Genomic DNA, 22,623 nt, shown 5'->3' on the forward strand with positions numbered 1-22,623 from the left:
GGGATGTTGACCGATGATTGCCCAGCTTCGATCACCCACCGTCTCCGATCCCACCCGGCAAAGCATTCAATCAGCGGGTAGTCGGGCACGCCTGGATGCAAACCATGCATCCACGCTGCCAGGTGGATCGCAGTCGAAGCCGAGCAGCCTTCGAATCGCAGGTTCGGAGGAGTACCCGTCACCAAGCAAACTCGGAAGCACGATCTGCTGTTTCACGAACGGTCGCGAATAAACGTGGTTGACGGCCCGTCGGGAACTGCTGGAATGATTGACGCCACCGCGGTGGAACAGCATTGAATCAAAGACCAGATAGGAGCCGGCCGGGGCAACGACCGGATGCTCGCACCGCCGCACCAAGGCGTCACTGGGAAATACTTCTTGCTTGTGCGTTCCCTGCAAAACCATGGTTGCGCCGTTTTCCACGGTGAAGTCATCCGCGCAATACAGAGCGCTCACGGCAATGGGGCGGGAGGAAACAAAGTGCTGGTAGGGCAGATCGCGGTGATAAGCCGCCTGGTGGTACTTCTGTCCGTTTGGTGGATTTACCACTGCATTCTGCTGATTGAGGATGAAGTAGCCATCCAGAAGCCCGGCGCAGATCGCCAAGATGGTGGGATCGGTCGCCAGCGCGAGGAATCTGGACTCGCCATGCAGTGGTGCTCGTGCCGTATTGCCCTCACCAAGTCGGCGAAGCTCCTCTTCTCCGCCAGCGAGCCGCCCCTGCTGCTCCACCGCAAGGTCGATCAACTCGCGCCACCGGGATAGTGGCTGCAGTTCCTCACCCCCGGCGACTACCGTGAAGCCGTTGAGGCGAATGTCCTCCATGTGCAGCCCAACGGAGCCACCGTTGGTGGCCGTCTCAGCAATGCCATAACTTTGATTGTTCACGAAGCGTCCTTGGACAACGACAGGGGGGCGTGATCAAGCCGCTGCAGCCAAGCATGCTGGGGCGTTTCGGCAATCAGGTCGTCCCATCGAACGGTCGCAAATCCATCTGCTTGGAACCGTTCCGCCAGAACCGGTTGAACAGCGGTGCGAACGCCCAACAGCAATGTTCGCTGCGTGTGTCTCGGCAGGCTTTCATAGCGAAGTACCGGCCGACCGGCGAACGTTTCACATGCGGCCTCATCCACGACAAAAGCCGATATTTTCTGCGTCACGAGCGGGGCGTACGTCAGGAGCATGCGAACAGCTTCACCAACCCCGAAACACAGCAGCGCACTGTCTTGCCTGCATCGGTCCGACAGCGCATGGTCGAGGCTCGCCCATGACTGCAGATACGCCGTCCGCTGCGAATGGAGTGCGGGGTTCGCTACCGGGACATCGAGCGCGCGCACGCTGACACCGACTGTAGCGAGGATCGACTGGAAGTCGCCCAGACTGGAGGGTGCAAGCTGTTGGTCCAGGGTAGTGAGAGCCGCGGACGAGAACAACGCGGAGAGCGCATTGCGGGTAAAAGTGAACAAGTGGTCATAAACCAGCAGCTCACTGGACGGGCGATTGCCGTCGGGGCAAACGAACAATATCCGCCCGTCTGGGGCCAACAGGCGGCTAGCTGCGGCGATGAATTCCCGAGGATCCGACGTGTGCTCGATGACATTGACGGAGACGACCAGGTCGAAGCGTTCGCCGCCACGATATGCCGAATCAAGATAGCCGACAGATGCATCGACCTGCGCGGCGCGAGCGAAACCAACAGCATCGGGGGATGGATCCATTCCGCAGAGCCTGGCGCCGGGCAGGCGCTCGCCCAATGCCATCAGCAGGGATCCATTGCCACAGCCAATTTCAAAAACGCTGGCCGGCCGCCAGCCATCCAATTGCCCTACGATCCAGTCGGCATAAGTGGCTTGTCTCAAGCCCTCGTAAGACGCGCCAGGCGGATGGGCGTATAGCGCATATCCGGCACCGAATTCCCGGGCAAGGCTCTGAAGGGGCCTGGGCGCGGCATGCATGACCAAGCCGCAGGACGCACATTCGATCTTTGCAAGGTCGGCGTCGAGCATCGCCCCATCGCTGCGCATCGCGGGCCGGCGGATCACCGGCAGGGATTGCCAATCGGACGCCTCACATGCGACGCATGATCCGGTCGATCCTTTGGCCGCTACCTTGGCTTGACTATGCATCGAAACTCCCGGCAAATCAGCGCGGTGACTCAAGGGCTTGTCGGGGGACCCAACCGCGCCATGCTACGATTATTTAGCTATGGTCAGCCAATCCAATTGGGCACTTTCCCGGGCGCCCGTGAAGTACACACAGCCGCCACCTGCAGCCCAGATACCATGCCGAAGCGCGTAGCAATCGTTCAATCGTCGTATATCCCGTGGAAAGGCTATTTTGACCTGATTCGGTCGGTGGATGAATTCATCCTCTACGACGACATGCAATACACCAAACGCGACTGGCGGAGCCGCAACAGGATCAAGACACCGAACGGCCTGCTCTGGCTCAGCATTCCGGTGGAGGTGAAGGGAAAGTTCGACCAGCGCATCTGTGATGCGCAGGTCGTTGGGCATGATTGGGTGGAGACTCACTGGCGCACCCTGCAGCACGCCTATGGCAAGACGCCGTTCTTCGCCGACTACCGAGCGGAGATCGAGGATGCCTACGCGAGGTGTGCTCGGGAGACCTCGCTCAGCCGCATCAACTACGAATTGATCCGTGTGATGTGCAGGATGCTGGAGATCCGCACCACCCTGACCTGGTCAATGGACTACCAGCAACAGCAAGGAAAGACGGAACGCCTGCTGTCCATCTGCCAAGCCGCCGGGGCGGACCGCTACCTGTCGGGACCTGCGGCGAAGGACTACATGGATGTACATCTTTTCGAGAGTGCTGGTGTGCAGGTTGCCTTTGCCGACTACACGGGCTATCCAGAATACGCACAGCCACATCCACCTTTCGAGCACGCGGTGAGCGCGCTCGACCTGCTGTTCAGCGCAGGCCCCGGTGCCGCCAACTTCATGAAGACGTTCGAGTAACTCGCATGCTGTCGATTGTTGGCACCATGTTCCACGCGCAGTCGTACCTGGAGGAGTTCGTCGCGCGCGCGATTGCAGCCGCCAGCGCAACCGGCCTGGAATTCGAAATCGTGCTGGTCAACGATGGCTCGCCAGATCTGTCGCTGGCAATGGCGAAGTCGCTGGCGGACCTGCACCCACAGGTGCGCGTCGTCGATCTTTCGCGCAACTTCGGTCACCACCGGGCAATGATGATCGGCCTGCAGCATTCCAGCGGCGCGCTGGTTTTCCTGATCGACCTCGACCTCGAGGAGCCGCCGGAGCTGCTGGCCGACTTCCTGTCGACGCTTGCCGTAAACCCTGATGCGGACGTCGTCTATGGCCGGATGAAGGCCCGCAAGGGTGGAGTCTGGGAGCGATTCAGTGGCTGGGCCTTTTACAGCCTGCTGCATGGACTGGGGGGCATCGCCGTCCCGCGCAACATTTCAACCGTCCGCCTGATGACGCGTCGATACGTGGACAGCCTTGGCAAATATGGCGAGCGTGAAGTCTTCATGGCCGGGCTCTGGCAGGATACCGGTTACAAGCAGGTTCCCTTTGAATTCATCAAGGGATACAAAGGCGAGACGACCTATCATTTCGCGCGGAAACTCTCGCTCCTGGTCAATTCGATCGTCGCCTTCAGCAGCAAGCCACTGGCAATGATCTTCACCATCGGCACTATCTTGTCGCTCGGCGCTGGCGCCTACACGCTCTATCTGATCTACGTCGGCCTGGTCAGGGGGACAGCTCCCAGCGGATGGGCTTCGCTGATCGCCTCGATCTGGTTGCTTGGCGGCCTGATCATTTTCTTCCTTGGCGTCATTGGAATCTACCTCTCGAAGATCTTCATCGAGGTTAAGCAACGTCCGTACGCGACCGTCCGCGAAATCTACGAGGGACGAGGCAATGATCGATAGCACCAGGGGCGATCGCATTCTGGCCGGCGTCGACGCCTATTACTCGGAAAAGGTCCGGGTCCATGGACCAACTCCCAAGGGTGTCGATTGGAATTCGATTGAATCGCAACACCTTCGCTTCATGCAGCTTTCGTCGCTGCTTCCGGGGCAGCAATTCAGTATTTGCGACTTCGGTTGCGGTTACGGCAGCTATTACGATTTTCTCGCCGGCCAGCACCCGCGATTCGAATATAGAGGCGTTGACATCTCGGCTGACATGATTGAGCACGCACGGAATCAGCACGCCGGGGTTGAGCACTGCCGCTTTGATTGCAGCAACCGCCCGGTGTCGTCCGACTATGTCGTCGCCAGTGGGATCTTCAATGTCCGGCAGCAAATCCCCGACCGGGAATGGCTCGAGTACATATTCGGTTGCGTCGAGGCCATGTCGGACGCGAGCGGCAGGGGATTTGCATTCAACTGCCTGACGTCATATTCCGACGCCGACAGGAAACGCGACTACCTGTATTACGCCGACCCGCGGATCTTGTTCGACCATTGCATGCGGTTATCGCGCCACGTTACCTTGCTTCATGGGTATGGGCTGTATGAGTTCACGATCCTCGTTCGCAAGGAGCAACATGGCGAGTGACAGAAAAATAGTCATTTTTGGTGCTGGCGACATCGCCCAGCTGGCGTGGTTCTACTTCACGCATGACAGCGATCGCGAAGTCGCCGCATTCACCGTCGACCGCGACTATGCGAAGTCAGAAACATTCCAGGGCTTGCCGCTGGTTCCCTTTGACGAGGTCGAGCATCGATTTCCGCCCGATCAGTACGACATGTTCGTGGCGCTGAGCTACGCCAAGCGCAATACCGTCCGTGAAGCGAAATGCACTGAGGCCGACGCCAAGGGATATGCCTTGGCAAGCTACATCAGTACGCGCCTGACGATCTTCGAGGGCACTCCTGTCGGCAGGAATTGCTTCCTGCTCGAGGACAACACCATCCAGCCATTCGTCACTATCGGTGACAATGTCACCCTCTGGAGTGGAAACCACATCGGCCACCACAGCACGATTGGCGACAACTGCTTCATTACGTCACACGTGGTGATCTCCGGCGGCGTTGAAGTTGGCAGAAACTGCTTCATCGGCGTCAACACGACGGTGCGCGACCACGTGCGCATTGGCGATCGCTGCCTCATCGGCGCGGGCTCGCTGATCCTTGGCTCGACAGAACCAGGCACGGTTTACGTCGGCAACGCGACCACTGCTTCCGACAAGCCGAAGCCGGGCCCGGACAAGTAGCCGATGCGATGGAAGAAGCTCGGCTGGCTGTTTGCACCGGATGGCGGCATCCCCTGGATGAAGTCGCATGCGGCCAATCCGTTCGGGGTATGGCTGGAGCCGGGTGTTCTGCGCATCTATTTCACTTGCCGTGACGCAGCACAACGCTCGCACGTGGCGAGTATCGACGCGGACCTGGAGCGTGATTTCGCGCTGGGCGGGCTGAGCAACGAGCCTGTGCTTGCCCCAGGCCCGCCCGGCGCATTCGACGACAGCGGTTGCGCCGTGGGGCATGTAGTACGAGTGGCTGGACGACTGCGGTTGTACTACCTCGGCTGGAACCTCAAGGTGACGGTTCCATGGCTTAACACGATCGGCCTTGCGATCGAAGACCCGAAAACCGGGCGCTTCGAGCGTTATTCCCCGGCGCCATTGCTCGATCGCAGCCGCCAGGACCCTTTCTCCATCTCGTACCCCAGCCTGCTGCACGAGGGTGGCCGGTGGCGCATGTGGTACGGCTCCAATCTGCGATGGGGAAGCGAACCGGAGAGCATGCAGCACGTCATCAAGTACGCAGAATCGCGGGACGGGCTGCGCTGGCGCAGGGATGGAAGGGTGGTCGTCGGCTTGTCGCATCGAAACGAATACGCGCTGTCCAAACCATTCGTGCTGCGGGATCCCGACTGTTACCGGATGTGGTACTCGTACCGCGGCTGCGATGAGGTGACGACGTATCGCATCGGATACGCGGAATCGCCCGATGGCCTTGCATGGCGGCGACTGGATGACCAAGCAGGGGTGGACGTGTCGGCGGAGGGATGGGACAGCGAAATGGTCTGTTACCCATTCGTATTCGACCACCGCGGCCGGCGATATATGCTTTACAACGGAAATGGATACGGACGCAGTGGAATTGGCGTTGCGGTCCAGGAATCATGACCCTTTCTTCAGGCACCACGATGCGGAACTGGATTGCTTATTGCATGGTGTTCGCGACCGTCCTGCTGACAGTCTGCGGGCAATTCATCGTCAAGTGGCAGGTGCTCCGGGCGGGCGCGCTGCCCGCAGCCAATGAGGCCAAGCTGGGCTTCCTGCTGCGGCTGCTGCTCAATCCGTGGATCCTGTCCGCATTCGCCGCGGCTTTCCTGGCGTCGCTCACCTGGATGCTGGCAATGACGAAGCTGCCGCTCAGCCACGCCTACCCCATCACGGCATTCACGTTTGTGCTGGTGGTGATCGGCAGCGCAGCTGCGTTCCATGAGCCGGTCACGCCGCTCAAACTAGCGGGGCTGGCGCTGATCGTCGCCGGCATCTATGTCGGCAGCCAAGGTTGAAGGCCTGCCTGCACTGCGGAACGACTTTTCCGACCACTGTCGCGGCCTGCCCGGCCTGCGGCCATGGGCCGAGCGTGCGCGACGGAATTGCCCACCATGCGCCGACGATGGCGAGTAGTGGCGAAGGCTTCCGCCCCGAATACTTCGATGAACTTGCGCGGCTGGAGTCGCGGAACTTCTGGTTCCGCGCCCGCAGCCAGCTCGTGATCGACGCGATCGGCAGGTACTTTCCACGCTGCCGCAATTTCCTCGAAATCGGCTGTGGCACGGGTTACGTCCTGATGGGTGTCGGTCAGGCGTTCCCTGGCATGACCCTGTCAGGCAGCGAGCTGTTCGTCGAAGGTCTCACCTACGCCGCCCGGCGTGTACCCAATGCCGAGCTCATGCAAATGGACGCCAGGCAGATCCCCTACCGCGAGGAGTTCGACCTCATCGGTGCATTCGACGTCATCGAGCATATCGAGGACCACGTGGCCGTCCTGAAGGCGATCCATGCGGCGCTGGTTCCCGGCGGCGGGGTGATCATCACCGTACCCCAGCACCCCTGGCTGTGGAGTCGTTCCGATGACTACGCCTGCCACGTTCGGCGATACGAACGCGGACAAATGGAACGGCTGCTTGAGCAAGCCGGAATGCGCGTGGTCTTCAGCTCGTCTTTCGTGACCATCTTGCTGCCCTTGCTCGCGATGTCACGGTTGAGCAGTCGGACGCGCGACAATGGCGGCGATCCGGCGGGCGAATTGAAGTTGCCGGCCATCGCCAATGCCTGCCTGTATGGCGTCATGCAGGTGGAACGACTCCTCATCCGGCTGGGCGTGCGATTTCCCTTTGGCGGCACTCGCCTGGTTTGCGCGGAGAAGACGACGTGAGAGTTCCCTTCAACAGACCTTTCATGACCGGACGCGAGCTGACGTATATCTCGCAGGCCCATGCCAATTCGCATCTCTCGGGCGATGGCCCCTTCACGATGCGCTGCCATCAGTGGTTGGAACGGAACACCGGCGCGAGCAAGGCGCTGCTGACGCAGTCCTGCACGGCCGCATTGGAGATTGCGGCGCTGCTGCTTGACCTGCAGCCAGGTGACGAAGTGATCATGCCGTCGTTCACCTTCGTTTCCACCGCGAATGCATTCGTGCTGCGTGGTGCGGTCCCGGTGTTCGTCGACATCCGCCAAGACACGCTCAACATCGATGAGGCCGTGATCGAAGCGGCGATCACGTCGCGCACCAAGGCGATCTGCGTGGTTCATTACGCAGGCGTGTCCTGCGAGATGGATGCCATCCTCGACATTGCGAACAGGCATGGCTTGGACGTGATCGAGGATGCCGCACAGGGTTTGATGTCCAGGTACAAGGGCCGGCCGCTGGGAAGCATGGGGCTGCTCGGTGCCCTGAGCTTCCACGAAACGAAGAACGTGATCTCCGGCGAGGGCGGGGCGCTGCTTGTCAACGACGCGGCACTGTCGGAACGCGCGGAGATCATTCGCGAAAAAGGCACCAATCGCAGTCGATTCTTTCGCGGGCAGGTCGACAAGTACACCTGGGTCGACGTGGGATCTTCCTACCTTCCAGGCGAAATCGTCTCCGCGTTCCTGGCCGCGCAACTCGAGGAGGCGGAATCGATCACCCGTAGGCGGCTCGCGCTGTGGGACCGCTATCACGCATGGGCGAAGCCGCTCGAGCAAGACGGCCGTTTGCGGCGTCCCATCGTACCGGCGACATGCGAGCACAACGCCCACATGTATTACCTGCTGCTGCCGTCGATCGAGGTGCGTACGCGCTTCATCGAACGCCTCAAGCAGCACGAGGTTGGTGCGGTTTTTCATTACATTCCCCTGCATTCCTCTCCAGCCGGAAGGAAATACGGCAGGGCGGCAGGCACTTTGCCGGTGACCTGCGACCTCAGCGACCGGCTGGTCCGCCTTCCGATGTGGCTTGGAATGGAAGAGCACATGGACTTCATCCAGGACATGGCGACCGCAGCCCTGGATTGACGCTGCAGTCAACGAGTGGCGGGCAGCCCGTGCGTGGCACGAAAGTCGGGCGAAAACAGGTTCAGGTGCTCGTTCCGCAGTAAGGCCATCAACTCGGCTCGCTTCGCTTCAGGCATGCCGCAGATCGTCAACTGCGGCAGGCAGTGCGCCGGGACGGCGCCGGGATCATTGGCCAGCGCATCCATTTGCGCAGCCAACTGGACGACGTAATGGTGCGCGAATGGCTGCCGCTTCCAGCCGTTCCTGATCAATGGCACCTGGATCAGCACCAGTACCAGACTTGCCGCGAGCAGGCCAATCGCCATCACCCTGGCCTGGCGATGCTGACGCGCGCCGGCGAACGACTGCACTGCCAGCATCATCAGGGCAACGATGTTGAGCTGGTAGAAGATGACGTACCGCGGCTGGCGGAAAGCGATGTCACCAAGTGCGGGGACGCGGGCGATGAGTACCCCACAACACAGCCCGTAGAAAAGAAACATTGCGCAGGCGGCGACGTGGCCCGCCATCGATGGCGGCTTGCGCAACAACTGCCACCAGAACAACAGATGGGCAATGGCAATGGACGCCGCGAGGGCGATCTCGACGCGGTGACCCTGTCCGCCGAAAATGGCTTGGGACTGCGACGCCTGCAGCACCGACATCGAAAGCGGAATCCGGATCCAATCCGTCAGTCGCGACATCAGCGCAGGGCTGGAGAGAATCGCCTCCAGATTCGGAGCCAGCGGCACGGGTTGGTACGGTGGCGCCAACAACTGGTATGCGACCTTGTAGCCCACTATCGAAACCGCAAGAACGACGATGGCCACCAGCGCGCTCCGGCGATTGCATCCCATCGCCGCCAGCAGCACCAATGCCCCGCTCGCCGCGATGATCGCAATGATCCCGCCATCGTCGGCGACGATCAGGCAGGCCGCAGAGGCAAGAAGCAGGGCGCCATAGCGCCCGCGCGAACACGCCTGCCAGGAACACGCGAACAGCAGGAAACTGAAGAACAGCGTCGAAAAACCCATCGTAAGCAGGGGCCACTCGTAAATGACACTGGCATTGAGCGACAGATAGACGGCGCTGAGCGCGATGAAGCCGACTTGTGCCGGGGCGGTGTAGAACGCCTCCCCTACCGACTGTCGCAACACACCGCGAAGCAGCAACAGCGTCGCGATTGCAAAACCGAGGCCCACGAAGGCGTCAAGCCGGAAATCGAGGTGGAAGTACCGATAATTGATCAGGAGCAGCAACTTGTGGAGCGGCAGCGAATGATCGATCGCCGTGCGCTTGGCAAAGAAATCACTTGGCCCGAGCATTCCCCGCGACGCCTTCTCGACGAAGCTTGCCAGGTAGTGCCAGGCGTCACTGATGACGAGCGGATTGGCGCTTTTGGCGGTGAAAAGGAGCACGTTCGCAACGATCGCGAAAAACAGCAGCCAGCCGACGCTTGCCGCGATCGTGGCGCGTCGATCCATCGTCCCGGTCAAGGCTATTCCGTCGTACGGACCCGTTGGGGGCTCAGGGGGTTTCGATTCCCCGAGGAACCTACTGGCACGCCGCAGCATGGACGGTGCGGACCGCGATGAGCTGTCGCGTGTCGACGTCGACCAGCAGCAACTTCATGCCCTCATGCACCCAGTTGCCCGTCTGGTTTGGTGGCATGTATGCGGGCGCCTGGCCCCATAGCACCTGTTTGCCATTGGCCTGTTCGAACCATGCCTGGGTGTGCTTGATGCCCGCCGGCCTGGCGTCGTACTCGATCGTTACCACCGCGCCGCCTTTCGGAAAGTCACAGCTGCGGAATGGATTGGGATGGATTTTCAACGTGACGCCGTCACCCGCGAAATCCTTCGCTGTCACGACATGGCCTTGCTCGAACCGCTCAGGTTGGGCCACGAGCGCCTTGGTCGACGCCTCCGTTTTGGGCGATTCGGTCTGGCTGCGGTCACTGCAACCCGCAACGATGACGGTCAAACCAACCAACAAGCCCGCGGCGACCTTCATCATGCGTTCACTCCAAGTGGCCGGAATGCCCGGGCACTTCATTGTCCGGGAAAGCATGGCTTCCAGGCAATCGCCGGGATGGGCTGGCACCGATACATCATTGGCGGCAGGGCACATCCGTGCTCAAGCTCATTCGATGGTCGCTGACGTGGAACCGCGCAGCCGCAGGCGCTGTGGGGACCGATGCTAGACTACCTGCCAACAGCGTCTTTCCCGGCGATTTCGAACCAGTGGCCAAATTGACCCCCTACCCTTGGCCCGTGATCTGATGGGCTCGCTCAATGCCTCGCTGCACGATTGGTCGAGGTCGTTTCGCCTCTCCACCCTCTGGTACAACCTGGCCCTCGAGGATCTCCGCGACCGCTATCGGCGGACGTTCTTCGGCCTGACCTGGATCGTCTTCTCATTCGCGCTGTTCGTTGGCGTGAAAGTCATGGTGTTCGGGCAGCTCACGGCCGCGCCGGCCGCTGAGTTCGGCCTGTTCGTGACGCTCGGTTTCGGCCTGTGGACCTACATCAACGCGATGATCGTGGACGCCTGCACGGCCTACATGCATTCGCGCCCGTGGATCCTGGGGACCTCGACGCCGTATCCGGTGTTCCTGCTGCAGGCCGTGCTGCGCAACTGGATGATCTTCTCGCTCGTCCTGCTGGTGATGTTGGCCGCGCTCTACTGGAAGCCGACACCCTGGGCACCGACGATGCTCTGGGCGTTGCCGGCTCTTGGAATCTACCTGGTGGCATCGCTGTGGCTCGCGGCAATCCTCGCGCCGCTGTGCGCGCGTTATCGCGACTTCTACCACGCGGTGCAGACGGGCATGCGCCTGATGTTCTTCGTGACGCCGATCCTCTGGATGCCGGCGAGCAGCGGCAAGCTGGCCATGATCGCCCACCTGAATCCGCTGTCGCATTTCCTGGCGATCGTCCGTGATCCATTGATGTACAACCGTGTGCCGGTCGACAGCTGGCTGATCGTCCTGGCGATCAATGCGGTCGGCATCATCGCTGGCGTCGCGGTCTATCACCTCACCCGCCGCCGCATCCCCCACTGGGTCTGAGCATGTACCTCAACGTCCGGGACGTGATGGTCGATTTCCCGCTGTCGGTGCGCGGCCATGGCCAGGCATCCGTGCCTGGGGCGCAGCCCTTGGGTGGCCGGATCCATTCGCAGGGCCGCCGGACTTACGTGCGGGCACTCGAAGGCGTCTCGTTCGACCTTGGCCCGGGCGACCGCCTGGCCATGGTCGGACACAACGGCTCGGGCAAGTCGACGCTGCTGCGCGTGCTCGCCGGCATCTACCATCCCACTACGGGTCATGTCCGCACCAGCGGCAGCGTCTCGGGCATCTTCAACATGTCCCTCGGCTTCCGCCAGGAGGCAACCGGCTACCGCAACCTGGTGCTGAAGGGGCTGATGTCGGGTCGGACGCTGGCGCAGATCGACGCGGCCCTTCCCGAGATCGCCGAATTCACCGGCCTTGGCCCTTACCTTGACATGCCCTTGCATACGTATTCGCAAGGCATGGCGATGCGGCTGGCATTCGCCGCCACCACCGCGTTCACCAATGACATCCTCGTGATGGACGAATGGATCGGCGCCGGGGACGCAGGGTTCCAGGAAAAGATCATCGCGCGCATGAACGACTTCCTGCATGCATCGACGATCATTGTCGTCGCCTCGCATAGCGCCACCCTGCTGCGCCGGATCGCCAACAAGGCCATCTGGCTGGAACATGGCGCCGTTCGCATGGCGGGTGGGCTGGATGTCATCGACGAATACGAGGCCGCCGTTTCGACCTTCGGGCTTGAACCCAATGTCCTCGCCCAGGTGCGGTCGGGACGCGGCTTGTGGCTGGCCCCGGCCACGGCGGAAATGCCGACGCCACACCTGTTGTGGCATCTGTCTGGCGAAACCGATGGCCTGCAACTCTGCGTGCGTCCGAGCGAGTCCGCACGACACGTCCTGCGCGCCACCATGCAGCGATGCGGCGCATGGCCGCTGGCGGATTGGGTGCGCCCCGGCATGGCCTTCGAGATTTCCGACCCGACCCGCGATGAGCCGGTCAGCCGGCACAGCATTCCGCTGGAAGCCGACTACCGCAGCGCCGGCTGAAGCCGCTCACAACTCCTGAAGGATCGCTTGCAGCCGGCGACGGGCCATGACCCGGGACGTGACGTCGCGCGCGTAACCAACCCCGGCGACGGACAGGCGCCGCCACTCGTCGTCACTGGCAAGCAGCTCGACCACGTGGCGGGCCAGTTCCTCAGGCGTCGTTCCGACCAGGACGTTCGCCCCCGGCTCCAGTTGCATGCCCTCGGCCGCGATCGGCGTACAGACGACCGGCACACCCTGCGCCAGGCTGCCGGCGACCTTGCCCTTTGCCCCGGCGCCATAGCGCAGCGGCGCCACGGTGATCCGGCGACGGGCCATGAACGGATCGAGATCCTCGACGAATCCGATCGAGCGCACCCCAGCCACTTCACCGAGCGCGCGCACTTCCGGCGGCATGTGGCTCCCGACGATGTACAGCTGCGCATCCGGTACTTGCGCCAGCACCAAAGGCCAGGCTGTCTCCACGAACCAGCGGATGCCGTCGGCATTGGGCGGATGGCGGAATCCACCCACGAAGCACACGCCATCGCGCGCCGATAACGGCGGAACCTCGTCAAGCGGATCATGGACCAGCGGGAACAGCACCACGTTGGCGCCAGGCAGTTCGCGTTGCAGCAGGTCGCGCTCGTAATCCGAGTGCACCAGCGTCACGTCGGCCTGCGCGGCGACCTTCAACTCCAGCTCGCGCGTGCGCAGCGCACCGGCCTTCGCCTCGCCGTCGCCGCTGAGTTCAGCCTCGCGCATTTCGCGCACATGGTGCATGTCCGCGTTGAGGAAGATGATCTTTGCATCGGGATAGTTGCGGCGCAGCGCTTCGAGATGGGCCTTCCCCACGCCGAACCGGTGCAGGAAGATCACGTCGAAACGGTCTTTGCGCTGGGCCAGGAAGGTCGCCATCCGCGAATACGCCGGATGGTAGATGGCCTCGATTCCGCGACGCTGCAGGTCTGCCGTGGGGGCGCCGACGTGCGCGAAGTTGTCCTCGGGAATGAAGGTGACCTTGTAGCCGCAGTCGGCGAAGATCCGCATGACTTCGGTCGCGACCACCGACCCCGCGTCCTCGTTGGGCGTTGGCGTGCAGTGGTCGATGAACAAGGCACGCTTGCCGACCGCACGTTCCTTTTCCAGCTCCGGCTGGTCGGCATTGTCGCGATGCGTGGCAAGCACGTGGGCCCATCGCACCTTGAGCTTCTTCAGGTTGTCCACCTGATAGGCCTTGGCACCGGTGCCGAGATCGGTTCCCGACGTGATCCCCTCGAAGTGGATGACCTGGGACAGCGGTTGCACGACGGTCCGCAGCCCACGATCGCGAACGCGGAATGCAAGGTCGGCGTCTTCCGCGTAGGCGGGTACGAACAGCTCGTCGAATCCGCCCAGCTCTTCCCACAGCGAGCGCCGCAGGGCGATCGATGCACCGGACACATAGTCCGCGTCGCGCAGGTAGCAGAACTCCGGGCGGCGCGGATCGGCCAGGCGCCCGTGGTTCCAGGCCGAACCATCGCGCCACACGATCGCGCCACACTCCTGCAGCAGCCCATCGGCGTAGATGAGCTTGGATCCGGCCAAGCCGATACCCGGGTCGGCCTCGAGTACGTCGATCAGCTCATCCAGCCAGTGCGGAAGGACCTGCGTATCGTTGTTGAGGAACAGAACATATCGCCCGGATGCCTGCCGCGCGGTTTCGTTGCAGTTGCGGACGAAGCCCAGGTTGCTGGCATGCCGGATGTGGCGGACGCCGGGAATGGCAACCGACAAGGCTTCCGCCGTGGCATCCGTCGAACCGTCATCGCCGACCAGGACTTCGAAGCTGTATCGGCTGTCGTGGTTCAGCAGCGCGTCGATGCAGGCCAGGGTGAACGGCAGTTGGTTGTAGACCGGAACCACGATCGAGACATCGGGCGGAGCCTGCCGTGCGTCGCGGCCGGCCGCGCGCAGAGCGATCGCGCGAGCCCATTCGAGCGCCTCGGCTTCGCTGCAGTCCACGCGCGTTGTCGCCTGCGCTTCGTGGCGCGGGATCGGCAGCCGGTAGCGGTCGATGCGGCGAATGACATCGGCCGCCGTGGACTGGCCGAACTCCGACACGAGGAATTCGCGCAACCGCGGGTGCGAATGATGCAGCGAACCTGTGCGCCGCGGCGCGTCGCCAATCGACGGGGACTGGACCGACCGACTGGCGTGGGCTTCACCTGCGTTCCCGGGCGAAAGCCGTCGCAACTGGCGCACCGCAAAGCGCAGTGGCCTGGTCAATTTCCAGCTGCGGCTGCCGAGCGTGATGGACAGCTCGTGCTGCAGTTGTCGCGCCTCGTGCTGCAGTTGTCGCGCCTGGTCCTGCGCGGCATCAAGCGCGACGCGGAGCGAGGTGGCCTCCTGGTCGCGTTCGACATAATCCGATTGTGTCTGGCTCAGCCTGGCATCCATCTCGGATTGCAGCTTCTCGAACTCGGCCTGCGTCGAATGCAATCGCGCGTCGGTGTCCCGATACACGCGCAGGGCCGAATCACGCTCGACCATGGCTTCATCGCGTTGGGCTTCAGTCTTGCGCTGCAGGCGCGCACGATCCCTCAGGAGCGGCGCGAGCAGATCGCCATATCGTTCGAATTCGCCGCGAACCGCATCAAGCGTCGAACTTTCCTCTGCACCTCCGTCGGCCACGGTCGACGACCAGCGCCAGACCGCATCGGCCCAAGCGGCGAGCGGCGCGGGCAGTGACGCCGGGCTACCTTCAGAACATGACGGGCGAAGATAGGCCTCGACTTCCGGCCCCGCCTCGATTCCCGCGGGCCAGGTGAATCCCTGCTCGACGGCAATGCGGTCGGTGGTCGCGCGCCAATCCGCGGTTAGTTGCCCGTATGTCGCGAACGAGGCCTTGTAGCGGGTCGCGCACGAGGCGGCGAGACCATGGGCGACGTACAGCAGCGCTGCGCTTTCAGGACTTGTGCCATCGCGACGAACGAGCGATGCGACTACCTCATCCCAGGGCCGCATCACCACCACCGGGCAGGCGGTGATCCCGAGCGACTGGATGACGTCGAACCAGAAGTCCCGCAGCAACGTGCAGCGGGGATCCTTCATGACGAATAACGGCGAGTCGCCATATTCCCGAACGATCAGTTCCCGCGCCTGGTCGAGGAACTCCATCGGAAATTCCTTGAGACCGGGCAGTCCCCTCCCTGCCCACGGATCGTCCCAGGTCAGATCGAAGGACGCCAGGATGCGCGTGTTGAGCGCGACAACAGCCTGGGGTTCCCAGTAGCCGCTCGCATTACCCTGGTTTGGAGGCAGCACGTGCTCGGGCAGCGTGGCCCCGCGCAGGGAGCACACGCGCGCCAGCGCCGAGGTGCCGGCGCGGTGCATGCCCAGGATCAGTATTGCCTTGCGGTCCAATTCCACTCCAACGCGCGGTGCCGCGACAAATTTCAGATGATCGAACGGTCCCGGCAGTAATCGAGGAACCGCTCGTGGACGACCTGCCATGCCTCGGCGTCCGGCTGCTCGCCAGCTGGTTGTCGATCGACAAGGTCATGGACAGCCTGGGCTCGCAGGAACGTCGGCGATTCGCGCAACAACTCCAGGTTTTGCTCCCGCTTGTCATCGACCCGCGAGGAGTTCAGTTTCCGGCAAAGCGGCAACAGGCAGTCGGGCGAATACGGCTCGCCGAGGAACGAGCACAAGTCCATGAACAACGCTTCGGGCTGCTGGGCAATCCGGCCAAAAGCGAGCCGGAACACACGGCCGCTCCCGAGACCGCGCTCGGCATACCACGCGTTTTCCGTATGCGCGATCCAGGTTTCCAAGCCCTGGTCCAGCGCCTGTGGCTCCGCCCCCACCGTGTCGAACGACTCCAGCGATGTCGCCACTTCGTCCGGTCGTCGCAGGTTGTGGATGAACTGCGCATCCGGAAACATCTCGGCCAGCGCCCAGATGAAAAACGTGTTGAGCGGCGTGCCGTCGACCCAGCGGCGCTTGGGATCGCTCGCCCTGCGCTGGATCTGCATCGGACTCTCCGCGACTTTCCCGGCCGGCGCCCAGTTCGGATCGGCGATGGATGGCCCATGCAGGCGCAGGCGCCGCTCGGCGAATACGTCATGCACGATGGCATCGACCGCACTGCCGATGCGCGTCATGAATGACGCCAGCGGGAACTCGACGTTGGACAGGTGCGACAGCTGCCCGCGCTCGGATCCTTTCAGGTAGGACAGGTACGCGCCCACACCAAGACTCGAGATCCAGGCCGTTTCCGGCATGGGCTGGATATTGGGATGCTGGCCCAGCGCCCACGTCGTGATCGATGTGCCCGACCTGGGCGCACCAACAATGAAAATGGGGCGGACGACTTTCATGACTGGCATTGGCATCCTTGCCTTGGCGCTACTGTCCTGTCCGCAATGCGCCCTGGACATCATCGAGCAAATCCTGCAACGCCTCGACACCCACGCTCAACCGCACCAGGTTGTCATCGATGCCCAGGGCCTTGCGCCGCTCCACGGGGATCGACGCGTGCGTCATCACCGCGGGATGGTTGACCAGGCTTTCCACGCCGCCCAGCGACTCGGCGAGCGTGAACAGTTCCGTACGTTCGCAGAACCGCCGGGCCGCATCGAAACCGCCCTTGATCCAGATCGACACGATGCCGCCGAAACCATCCATCTGCCGCGCGGCAAGCGCGTGCTGCGGATGGGAGGGCAAACCGGGATAGGTCACCTTCTCGATCGCCGGATGCGCGACGAGGACTTCGGCCAGCGCGTGCGCGTTGTCGCAATGCGCGCGCATGCGCAGGTGCAGGGTCTTGAGTCCGCGCAGGGCGAGGAAGCTGTCGAACGGGCCCTGGATCGCGCCGATCGAGTTCTGCAGGAAGGCCATCTGTTCGGCCAGCTCGGCGTTGTCGCCGACAACGACCATGCCGCCGACCATGTCCGAGTGGCCATTGAGGTACTTGGTGGCCGAATGCACGACCAGGTCGGCGCCTTGTTCCAGCGGGCGCTGGAGGATCGGCGAGGCGAAGGTGTTGTCGACGACGACCAGCAGGCCGCGCTTGTGCGCGATCGCCGCGATGGCGGCGATGTCGACGATCTTCAGCGTCGGATTGGTCGGGGTCTCGATCCACACGAGCCTGGTGTTCGGCTTGATCGATGCTTCGAAGGCCACCGGGTCGGTGAGGTCGACGAAGCTGAAATCAAGCCCAGCGCTGCGTCGGCGCACGCGCTCGAACAAGCGGTAGCTGCCACCGTAGACGTCGTCCATCGCCACGACATGGTCGCCGCTGTCCAGCAATTCCAGCAGCGTCGAGGTCGCCGCCAGCCCGGACGCGAATGCGAAGCCGCGGGTGCCGTGTTCCAGTTCGGCGACACAGCGCTCGTAGGCGAAGCGCGTCGGGTTGTGGGTGCGCGAATACTCGAAACCCTGGTGCACGCCCGGACTCGACTGGGCATAGGTGCTGGTGGCGTAGATCGGAACCATCACCGCGCCGGTACTGGGATCGGGCGACTGGCCGCCATGGATGGCGAGCGTACCGGGCTGCGGACGCGCCCGGCCGGAGGCGCCAATGTTGTTGTCATTCATGTCAATCACCCTGGAAGCGGCAGCCGACGATTCTACCATTCGGGTCCTGACCACCCTTCCCGCTTACTGCACCCGGCGCCGCAGGTAATTGAGCAGGTCGATGCGGGTGATCAGGCCGAGGAAGCGTGGGCCGTCGGTGACGATGGCGACATGGCCGCGATCGAACACCGGCAGCAATGCCTCGATCGGTGACGCCACGTCCAGCCGGTCCAGCTTGCTGACCATCGCGGTGGACACCGGGTCGCGAAACCGCGCTTCGTCCCCATACACATGCAGCAGCACGTCGGATTCGTCGACGATGCCGACCAGCTCATCGCCGTCCATGACCGGCAATTGCGAGACGTCGTACAGCTTCATGCGCTGGTAGGCGGTGACCAGCAGGTCGTTGGGGGCGACCACCACCGTGTCGCGCTGCGAGAACGGGCGCAGGATCAGGTCGCGCAGGTCGCCGAACTGATCGCGCTCCAGGAAGCCGTTGTCGAGCATCCAGTAGTCGTTGTACATCTTCGACAGGTACTTGTTGCCCGTGTCGCAGACGAACACCAGCACGCGCTTGGGTTGCGTCTGTTCGCGGCAGTACTTCAGCGCGGCGGCCAGCAGCGTGCCTGTCGATGAACCACCGAGGATGCCTTCCTTCTCCAGCAGCTCGCGCGCGGTCAGGAAGCTTTCCTTGTCGGTGATGGCATAGGCTTTCGTCACCCGGGAAAAGTCGGAGATCGGCGGCAGGAAATCCTCGCCGATGCCTTCGACCATCCAGCTGGCGGACTTCTCGCTCAGGGTGCCTTCGTTGATGTATTCGGCCAGGATCGAACCAACCGGGTCGGCGAGGATCAATTCGGTCTTGGGCGATTGCGTGGCAAAGCAGCGCGACAAACCCGTCATCGTGCCGGAGCTGCCGCAGCCGAAGACGACCGCGTCCAGGTCGCCGTCCATCTGCCGCAGGATTTCCGGACCGGTGCCGAATTCGTGCGCGGCGGGATTGTCGGGATTGCCGAACTGGTTGATGAAATACGCGCCGGGGGTTTCGCTGGCGATGCGCGCGGCGAGGTCCTGGTAGTAGTCCGGATGCCCCTTGGCGACGTCCGAGCGCGTCAACACCACCTGTGCGCCCATTGCCTTGAGGTTGAAGATCTTCTCGCGGCTCATCTTGTCCGGGACGACGAGGATGAGCTTGTATCCCTTCTGCTGCGCGACCAGCGCCAGGCCGATGCCGGTGTTGCCAGCCGTGCCTTCGACCAGGGTGTCGCCGGGCGCGATATCGCCGCGCTTCTCGGCGGCATCGATCATCGACAGGCCGATGCGGTCCTTGATCGAGCCACCCGGATTCTGGCTTTCCAGCTTCAGGTAGATCGTGCAGGGACCGGCATCCAGATGCTGCGCGCGGACGATCGGCGTCTCGCCGACGAGGGCAAGGACTGAGGGGTGGATCGGCATGGATGGGTCCGGTCAGGCGCCGCAGGCGGGCGGATCGCGGGAATTATCGTCCGGATCGCGGTAATCGTCACCGACACGCGCGGCGGGTGGACAGACCGCGGGCGGCGGCGGCCGACGAGGAGGCCGCCGCCGCCCGCGACGGAACATTGGCCGTGCAACCACCAGCGGGCTGCGCGGCGTCGGGACGGGATCAGTGGTGGAGCACGTCGTAGAGACGGGTCAGGCGATCCTTGGCCGCGAGTTTCTCGCGCTTCATCTGGTTCAAGGTCACGTCGTCGACCGGGAGTACTCCCAACTCGGCGTCAAGGACCTGCTTGTCCAGTTGCTTGTGGCGCTGGTAGAGCAGCTTGAATTCGGAGTTGCCCTGGATCAATGCGTCAACTTCTGTCTGCGATTGCCCTTCGAACATTGGAATCCTCCTCTCACGTGAAACCAAGGGCCTGGGCGCGGCTCAGCGAGTCGGCGCGAGGCCCTGCAGGAACGACTGCAACAGACCGGCCACCCAGGATTCGACTCCCGCATGCGACGTCACCAGGGTGGCTGGCGGCGTCGGAGGGGAATCGGATGCTCTGATCATTTGGGCATGGCTCGGTGACCAGGCGGCGTCAAAAGCGGCCCTGCCTGTGATTTCGACCCTACTCTTCCGCGCCCGCACCGGCAAGCGCTTGCGGGCCGATTTGAACAGGCGCCAGACGGTCGACGGACAGACCCCGCAATCACCGAGCGCGTCCGCAACCGATTGATTTACTTGCCCTTCTTTTTCTTCGCCGCAGGCTTCCGGACGACTGGTGCGGACTTCCTGGACTTGGCTTCAGGCGCGGACTTCTCCCCTGCCGCCATCAGTTCAGCCTCCTGTCGCGCCAGCGCCGACTCCTTGTCGCGCGCGGCCTTCAACTTGGCCGTTTCACTCGCACCGACGTCCACGATGACCTCTTCGGCCTGCTGGCGCGCGGCGGCTTCGGCATCAGCCTGCTCGCGCAGCCGCTGGGCTTCCTCGGCCTGCACCTGCGCCTGGACGCGCAACTGCTCGGCCTCCTGCCGCGCGCGCTCGGCATCCTGGCGGCTGGCTTCGACGAGCAGCTCGCTACGCTGCCGCTCCATGCCGTCGATCGCGCGGCGGGTGGCCTGGGTGCGGGCGGCCAGTTCGGCGATGGATACGCGGCGCTCGGCGATGCGCGCGGCATTGTCGCGTGAGCGGCTGCGGGCAGCGGCCAGCGAATCCAGGGCTTGATGGGCGATCAGGCGCTCGTACGCGGCGAAGGCATTGAGTCGCGGATCCGACTCCAGGGCCAGCATCCGACCGGCCAGGACCTGGGCAGCGTCGGGCGGCGCGGCCGCCGCAACCGCGGATTGGGGCTGGTCATCCAGCGGACTCTGCGGCTCGATGTCGGCGGGCATCTGCAACCGCTGCTGCAGCGCGCCGATTTCCTGGCGGTGCTGCACGAAGTCGGCGCGGGTGGTGGCCGCGGTGCTGCTGGCGTACGCCAGGTCCGCGTCGGCCGCCGCAGCGACCGCGAGGGTCCGGGCGTCATCATCGCGTCCTCTTCCCATTGCAGCCTGCGCCTGGGCGAGTTCGTCGCGCGCCTGCGCGATGACCGCGCCCGCGTATTGGTCGGCATCGGCATTGCCGGCACGCGTGACCGCCTGTTGCGCAGCGGAGAGCTCGCCCGTCGGTGGCGGCAATGTCGCGCAGCCGGCCAGCATGAATACGCAGGACGTGAGCAGGCGCACGGAATGCCATGGGCGTTGCTGCCGGGCGCTGGGGAATTGTGCGAAGCTTGGATTCATAGGGGTGCCGTGTGGCGAAGGGGCGACGCGCGGCCATTTTCATCAGCTTATGCGCCGTCCGCAATGATGGCGCGATCAGAGGGAGCGTGAATGGATATCGGCTATTTCCTGAAGCTGATGACGGAGAAGAATGCCTCCGACATGTTCCTGACCACCGGGGCGCCGGTGAACATCAAGGTCGAAGGCAAGCTGTACCCGCTGGGTAGCACCGGCCTGCCGCCAGGCATGGTCAAGAAAATCGCCTACTCGCTGATGGACGAGGGCCAGGTGCCGATCTTCGAGCGCGACCTCGAGCTCAACATGGCGCTGGCGCTGCAGGATGCGGGCCGCTTCCGCATCAATGTGTTCAAGCAGCGCGGCGAAGTCGGCATGGTCATCCGCTCGATCCGCAGCGTGGTGCCGTCCATCGAGGAGCTTCAGCTGCCGCAGGTGCTGAAGGAAATCATCATGGCGCCGCGCGGGCTGGTGCTGATCGTCGGCTCGACCGGTTCAGGCAAGTCGACCACGCTGGCCTCGATGATCGACTACCGCAACAGCAACGTGTCCGGGCATATCCTCACCATCGAGGATCCGATCGAATACCTGCACAAGCACAAGCAGTCCATCGTCAACCAGCGCGAAGTCGGCATCGATACCCACGCCTTCCACAGTGCGCTGAAGAACGCGATGCGCGAAGCGCCGGACGTGATCCTGATCGGCGAGATCCTGGACGCGACGACGATGGAGGCCGCGATCGCCTTCGCCGAGACCGGTCATATCTGCCTGGCCACGCTGCATTCCAACAATGCCGACCAGACCATCGAGCGCATCCTGAATTTCTTTCCGGAAGGCGCGCACAAGAACGTGCTGATGAACCTCGCGCTGAACCTCAAGGCCGTCATCTCCCAGCGCCTGGTGGTTGGCGTCGATGGCCGGCGCATGCCGGCAGCCGAGGTCCTGATCAATACCCCGACGATCCGCGACCTGCTGCGTCGCGGCCAGGTGCATGAACTCAAGCAGGCAATGGAAGAGTCGCTGGAATCGGGAATGGAGAGCTTCGACCAGTGCCTGTTCCGGCTCTACAAGGATGGCAAGGTCGAGCGCGAGGAGGCCCTGCGGGCGGCCGATTCACGCGATGGACTGGCGCTGAAATTCCGCCTGTCCGAAGGATCTTCCGGCGAGCACGATCCCTACGCCGACGTGTACGACACCGCGCTGGGCCAGAGCTGAGCCGAGCGGCCCTGG

General features: G+C 63.1%; 21 protein-coding genes. 11 read left to right on the forward strand and 10 right to left on the reverse strand.

What is annotated here, in order from left to right:
- Nucleotides 1–66: 66 nt before the first annotated feature.
- Both GST15_RS11210 and GST15_RS11215 read right to left on the reverse strand, forming a co-directional pair.
- A complete protein-coding gene (locus tag GST15_RS11210) occupies nt 67–888 on the reverse strand; it encodes a phytanoyl-CoA dioxygenase family protein (protein WP_159017369.1) in 822 nt (273 codons plus the stop codon).
- Nucleotides 885–2,126 (reverse strand): class I SAM-dependent methyltransferase, encoded by a 1,242-nt coding sequence (locus tag GST15_RS11215; RefSeq protein WP_159017370.1) that lies wholly within the window; start codon nt 2,124–2,126, stop codon nt 885–887. The genes GST15_RS11210 and GST15_RS11215 overlap by 4 nt, the downstream gene beginning before the upstream one ends.
- Before the next feature lie 156 nt (nt 2,127–2,282).
- On the opposite strand from GST15_RS11215, the gene GST15_RS11220 reads away from it, so the two are divergent.
- Genes GST15_RS11220 through rffA form a run of 8 tightly spaced genes read left to right on the forward strand, consistent with a single transcriptional unit; the run spans nt 2,283 to nt 8,514 of the window.
- On the forward strand, nt 2,283–2,981 hold the full coding sequence (locus GST15_RS11220; protein WP_159017371.1) for a WbqC family protein: 699 nt from the start codon (nt 2,283–2,285) through the stop codon (nt 2,979–2,981).
- 5 nt (nt 2,982–2,986) lie between these two features.
- Complete coding sequence (locus GST15_RS11225; protein WP_159017372.1) at nt 2,987–3,919, forward strand: glycosyltransferase family 2 protein; 933 nt, start codon at nt 2,987–2,989, stop codon at nt 3,917–3,919.
- Nucleotides 3,909–4,550, forward strand: a complete 642-nt coding sequence (locus GST15_RS11230; RefSeq protein WP_159017373.1) for a class I SAM-dependent methyltransferase — start codon at nt 3,909–3,911, stop codon at nt 4,548–4,550. Before GST15_RS11225 ends, GST15_RS11230 begins: the two co-directional genes overlap by 11 nt.
- The gene (locus tag GST15_RS11235; protein WP_159017374.1) at nt 4,540–5,208 is read left to right on the forward strand and encodes an acetyltransferase; all 669 of its coding nucleotides are present in this window, start codon (nt 4,540–4,542) and stop codon (nt 5,206–5,208) included. The genes GST15_RS11230 and GST15_RS11235 overlap by 11 nt, the downstream gene beginning before the upstream one ends.
- A 3-nt stretch (nt 5,209–5,211) precedes the next feature.
- A complete protein-coding gene (locus GST15_RS11240) occupies nt 5,212–6,126 on the forward strand; it encodes a glycoside hydrolase family protein (protein WP_159017375.1) in 915 nt (304 codons plus the stop codon).
- Between the two features lie 44 nt (nt 6,127–6,170).
- The gene (locus GST15_RS11245) at nt 6,171–6,521 is read left to right on the forward strand and encodes a DMT family transporter (protein ID WP_233263164.1); all 351 of its coding nucleotides are present in this window, start codon (nt 6,171–6,173) and stop codon (nt 6,519–6,521) included.
- A complete protein-coding gene (locus GST15_RS11250; protein WP_199268764.1) occupies nt 6,518–7,390 on the forward strand; it encodes a class I SAM-dependent methyltransferase in 873 nt (290 codons plus the stop codon). The genes GST15_RS11245 and GST15_RS11250 overlap by 4 nt, the downstream gene beginning before the upstream one ends.
- On the forward strand, nt 7,387–8,514 hold the full coding sequence (gene rffA / locus GST15_RS11255; RefSeq protein WP_159017376.1) for a dTDP-4-amino-4,6-dideoxygalactose transaminase: 1,128 nt from the start codon (nt 7,387–7,389) through the stop codon (nt 8,512–8,514). The genes GST15_RS11250 and rffA overlap by 4 nt, the downstream gene beginning before the upstream one ends.
- An 8-nt stretch (nt 8,515–8,522) precedes the next feature.
- Here rffA and GST15_RS11260 read toward each other — a convergent pair whose 3' ends face one another.
- Together GST15_RS11260 and GST15_RS11265 are read right to left on the reverse strand one after the other, a co-directional pair.
- Entirely contained in the window at nt 8,523–9,977 is a 1,455-nt protein-coding gene (locus GST15_RS11260) for a hypothetical protein (protein ID WP_159017377.1), read from the reverse strand.
- A gap of 70 nt (nt 9,978–10,047) precedes the next feature.
- Nucleotides 10,048–10,509: a hypothetical protein gene (locus GST15_RS11265; protein ID WP_159017378.1), complete on the reverse strand. Its 462-nt coding sequence runs from the start codon at nt 10,507–10,509 to the stop codon at nt 10,048–10,050.
- A 265-nt stretch (nt 10,510–10,774) separates the two neighbouring features.
- Between GST15_RS11265 and GST15_RS11270 the strand changes: the two genes are divergently transcribed.
- Both GST15_RS11270 and GST15_RS11275 read left to right on the forward strand, forming a co-directional pair.
- Complete coding sequence (locus GST15_RS11270; protein ID WP_159017379.1) at nt 10,775–11,563, forward strand: ABC transporter permease; 789 nt, start codon at nt 10,775–10,777, stop codon at nt 11,561–11,563.
- A gap of 2 nt (nt 11,564–11,565) precedes the next feature.
- Nucleotides 11,566–12,618, forward strand: a complete 1,053-nt coding sequence (locus tag GST15_RS11275) for an ABC transporter ATP-binding protein (protein ID WP_159017380.1) — start codon at nt 11,566–11,568, stop codon at nt 12,616–12,618.
- Between the two features lie 6 nt (nt 12,619–12,624).
- On the opposite strand, the gene GST15_RS11280 is transcribed toward GST15_RS11275, so the two are convergent.
- The 6 genes from GST15_RS11280 to GST15_RS11305 form a co-directional block, all read right to left on the reverse strand.
- Nucleotides 12,625–16,002, reverse strand: a complete 3,378-nt coding sequence (locus GST15_RS11280; protein WP_159017381.1) for a glycosyltransferase — start codon at nt 16,000–16,002, stop codon at nt 12,625–12,627.
- Nucleotides 16,003–16,034: 32 nt separating this feature from the next.
- A complete protein-coding gene (locus GST15_RS11285) occupies nt 16,035–17,021 on the reverse strand; it encodes a sulfotransferase family protein (protein ID WP_325064775.1) in 987 nt (328 codons plus the stop codon).
- Nucleotides 16,987–18,177 carry a cystathionine gamma-synthase gene (locus GST15_RS11290; protein WP_159017383.1) on the reverse strand — a complete coding sequence of 397 codons (1,191 nt, stop codon included), beginning with the start codon at nt 18,175–18,177 and terminating at the stop codon, nt 16,987–16,989. Before GST15_RS11290 ends, GST15_RS11285 begins: the two co-directional genes overlap by 35 nt.
- 63 nt (nt 18,178–18,240) lie before the next feature.
- Nucleotides 18,241–19,611: a pyridoxal-phosphate dependent enzyme gene (locus tag GST15_RS11295; protein WP_159017384.1), complete on the reverse strand. Its 1,371-nt coding sequence runs from the start codon at nt 19,609–19,611 to the stop codon at nt 18,241–18,243.
- A 190-nt stretch (nt 19,612–19,801) separates the two neighbouring features.
- Nucleotides 19,802–20,020, reverse strand: coding sequence for an HP1242/YdcH family protein (locus GST15_RS11300; protein WP_159017385.1), 219 nt, complete (start codon nt 20,018–20,020; stop codon nt 19,802–19,804).
- A gap of 335 nt (nt 20,021–20,355) precedes the next feature.
- The gene (locus GST15_RS11305) at nt 20,356–21,399 is read right to left on the reverse strand and encodes a DUF4398 domain-containing protein (protein WP_159017386.1); all 1,044 of its coding nucleotides are present in this window, start codon (nt 21,397–21,399) and stop codon (nt 20,356–20,358) included.
- A gap of 90 nt (nt 21,400–21,489) precedes the next feature.
- Between GST15_RS11305 and GST15_RS11310 the strand changes: the two genes are divergently transcribed.
- Nucleotides 21,490–22,608, forward strand: a complete 1,119-nt coding sequence (locus GST15_RS11310; RefSeq protein WP_159017387.1) for a PilT/PilU family type 4a pilus ATPase — start codon at nt 21,490–21,492, stop codon at nt 22,606–22,608.
- Nucleotides 22,609–22,623: the final 15 nt, after the last annotated feature.

Origin of the sequence: Cognatiluteimonas profundi (assembly GCF_009792795.1) — a bacterium.
Classification (GTDB): domain Bacteria; phylum Pseudomonadota; class Gammaproteobacteria; order Xanthomonadales; family Xanthomonadaceae; genus Cognatiluteimonas; species Cognatiluteimonas profundi.

Bases quoted from the DNA above. Each gene is read 5' to 3' on its own strand.
- GST15_RS11215 (WP_159017370.1), bottom strand. From the start codon at position 2,126: ATGCATAGTCAAGCCAAGGTAGCGGCCAAAGGATCGACCGGATCATGC.
- GST15_RS11220 (WP_159017371.1), top strand. From the start codon at position 2,283: ATGCCGAAGCGCGTAGCAATCGTTCAATCGTCGTATATCCCGTGGAAA.
- GST15_RS11225 (WP_159017372.1), top strand. From the start codon at position 2,987: ATGCTGTCGATTGTTGGCACCATGTTCCACGCGCAGTCGTACCTGGAG.
- GST15_RS11230 (WP_159017373.1), top strand. From the start codon at position 3,909: ATGATCGATAGCACCAGGGGCGATCGCATTCTGGCCGGCGTCGACGCC.
- GST15_RS11235 (WP_159017374.1), top strand. From the start codon at position 4,540: ATGGCGAGTGACAGAAAAATAGTCATTTTTGGTGCTGGCGACATCGCC.
- GST15_RS11240 (WP_159017375.1), top strand. From the start codon at position 5,212: ATGCGATGGAAGAAGCTCGGCTGGCTGTTTGCACCGGATGGCGGCATC.
- GST15_RS11245 (WP_233263164.1), top strand. From the start codon at position 6,171: ATGGTGTTCGCGACCGTCCTGCTGACAGTCTGCGGGCAATTCATCGTC.
- GST15_RS11260 (WP_159017377.1), bottom strand. From the start codon at position 9,977: ATGGATCGACGCGCCACGATCGCGGCAAGCGTCGGCTGGCTGCTGTTT.
- GST15_RS11265 (WP_159017378.1), bottom strand. From the start codon at position 10,509: ATGATGAAGGTCGCCGCGGGCTTGTTGGTTGGTTTGACCGTCATCGTT.
- GST15_RS11270 (WP_159017379.1), top strand. From the start codon at position 10,775: ATGGGCTCGCTCAATGCCTCGCTGCACGATTGGTCGAGGTCGTTTCGC.
- GST15_RS11275 (WP_159017380.1), top strand. From the start codon at position 11,566: ATGTACCTCAACGTCCGGGACGTGATGGTCGATTTCCCGCTGTCGGTG.
- GST15_RS11285 (WP_325064775.1), bottom strand. From the start codon at position 17,021: ATGATGTCCAGGGCGCATTGCGGACAGGACAGTAGCGCCAAGGCAAGG.
- GST15_RS11290 (WP_159017383.1), bottom strand. From the start codon at position 18,177: ATGAATGACAACAACATTGGCGCCTCCGGCCGGGCGCGTCCGCAGCCC.
- GST15_RS11295 (WP_159017384.1), bottom strand. From the start codon at position 19,611: ATGCCGATCCACCCCTCAGTCCTTGCCCTCGTCGGCGAGACGCCGATC.
- GST15_RS11300 (WP_159017385.1), bottom strand. From the start codon at position 20,020: ATGTTCGAAGGGCAATCGCAGACAGAAGTTGACGCATTGATCCAGGGC.
- GST15_RS11305 (WP_159017386.1), bottom strand. From the start codon at position 21,399: ATGAATCCAAGCTTCGCACAATTCCCCAGCGCCCGGCAGCAACGCCCA.
- GST15_RS11310 (WP_159017387.1), top strand. From the start codon at position 21,490: ATGGATATCGGCTATTTCCTGAAGCTGATGACGGAGAAGAATGCCTCC.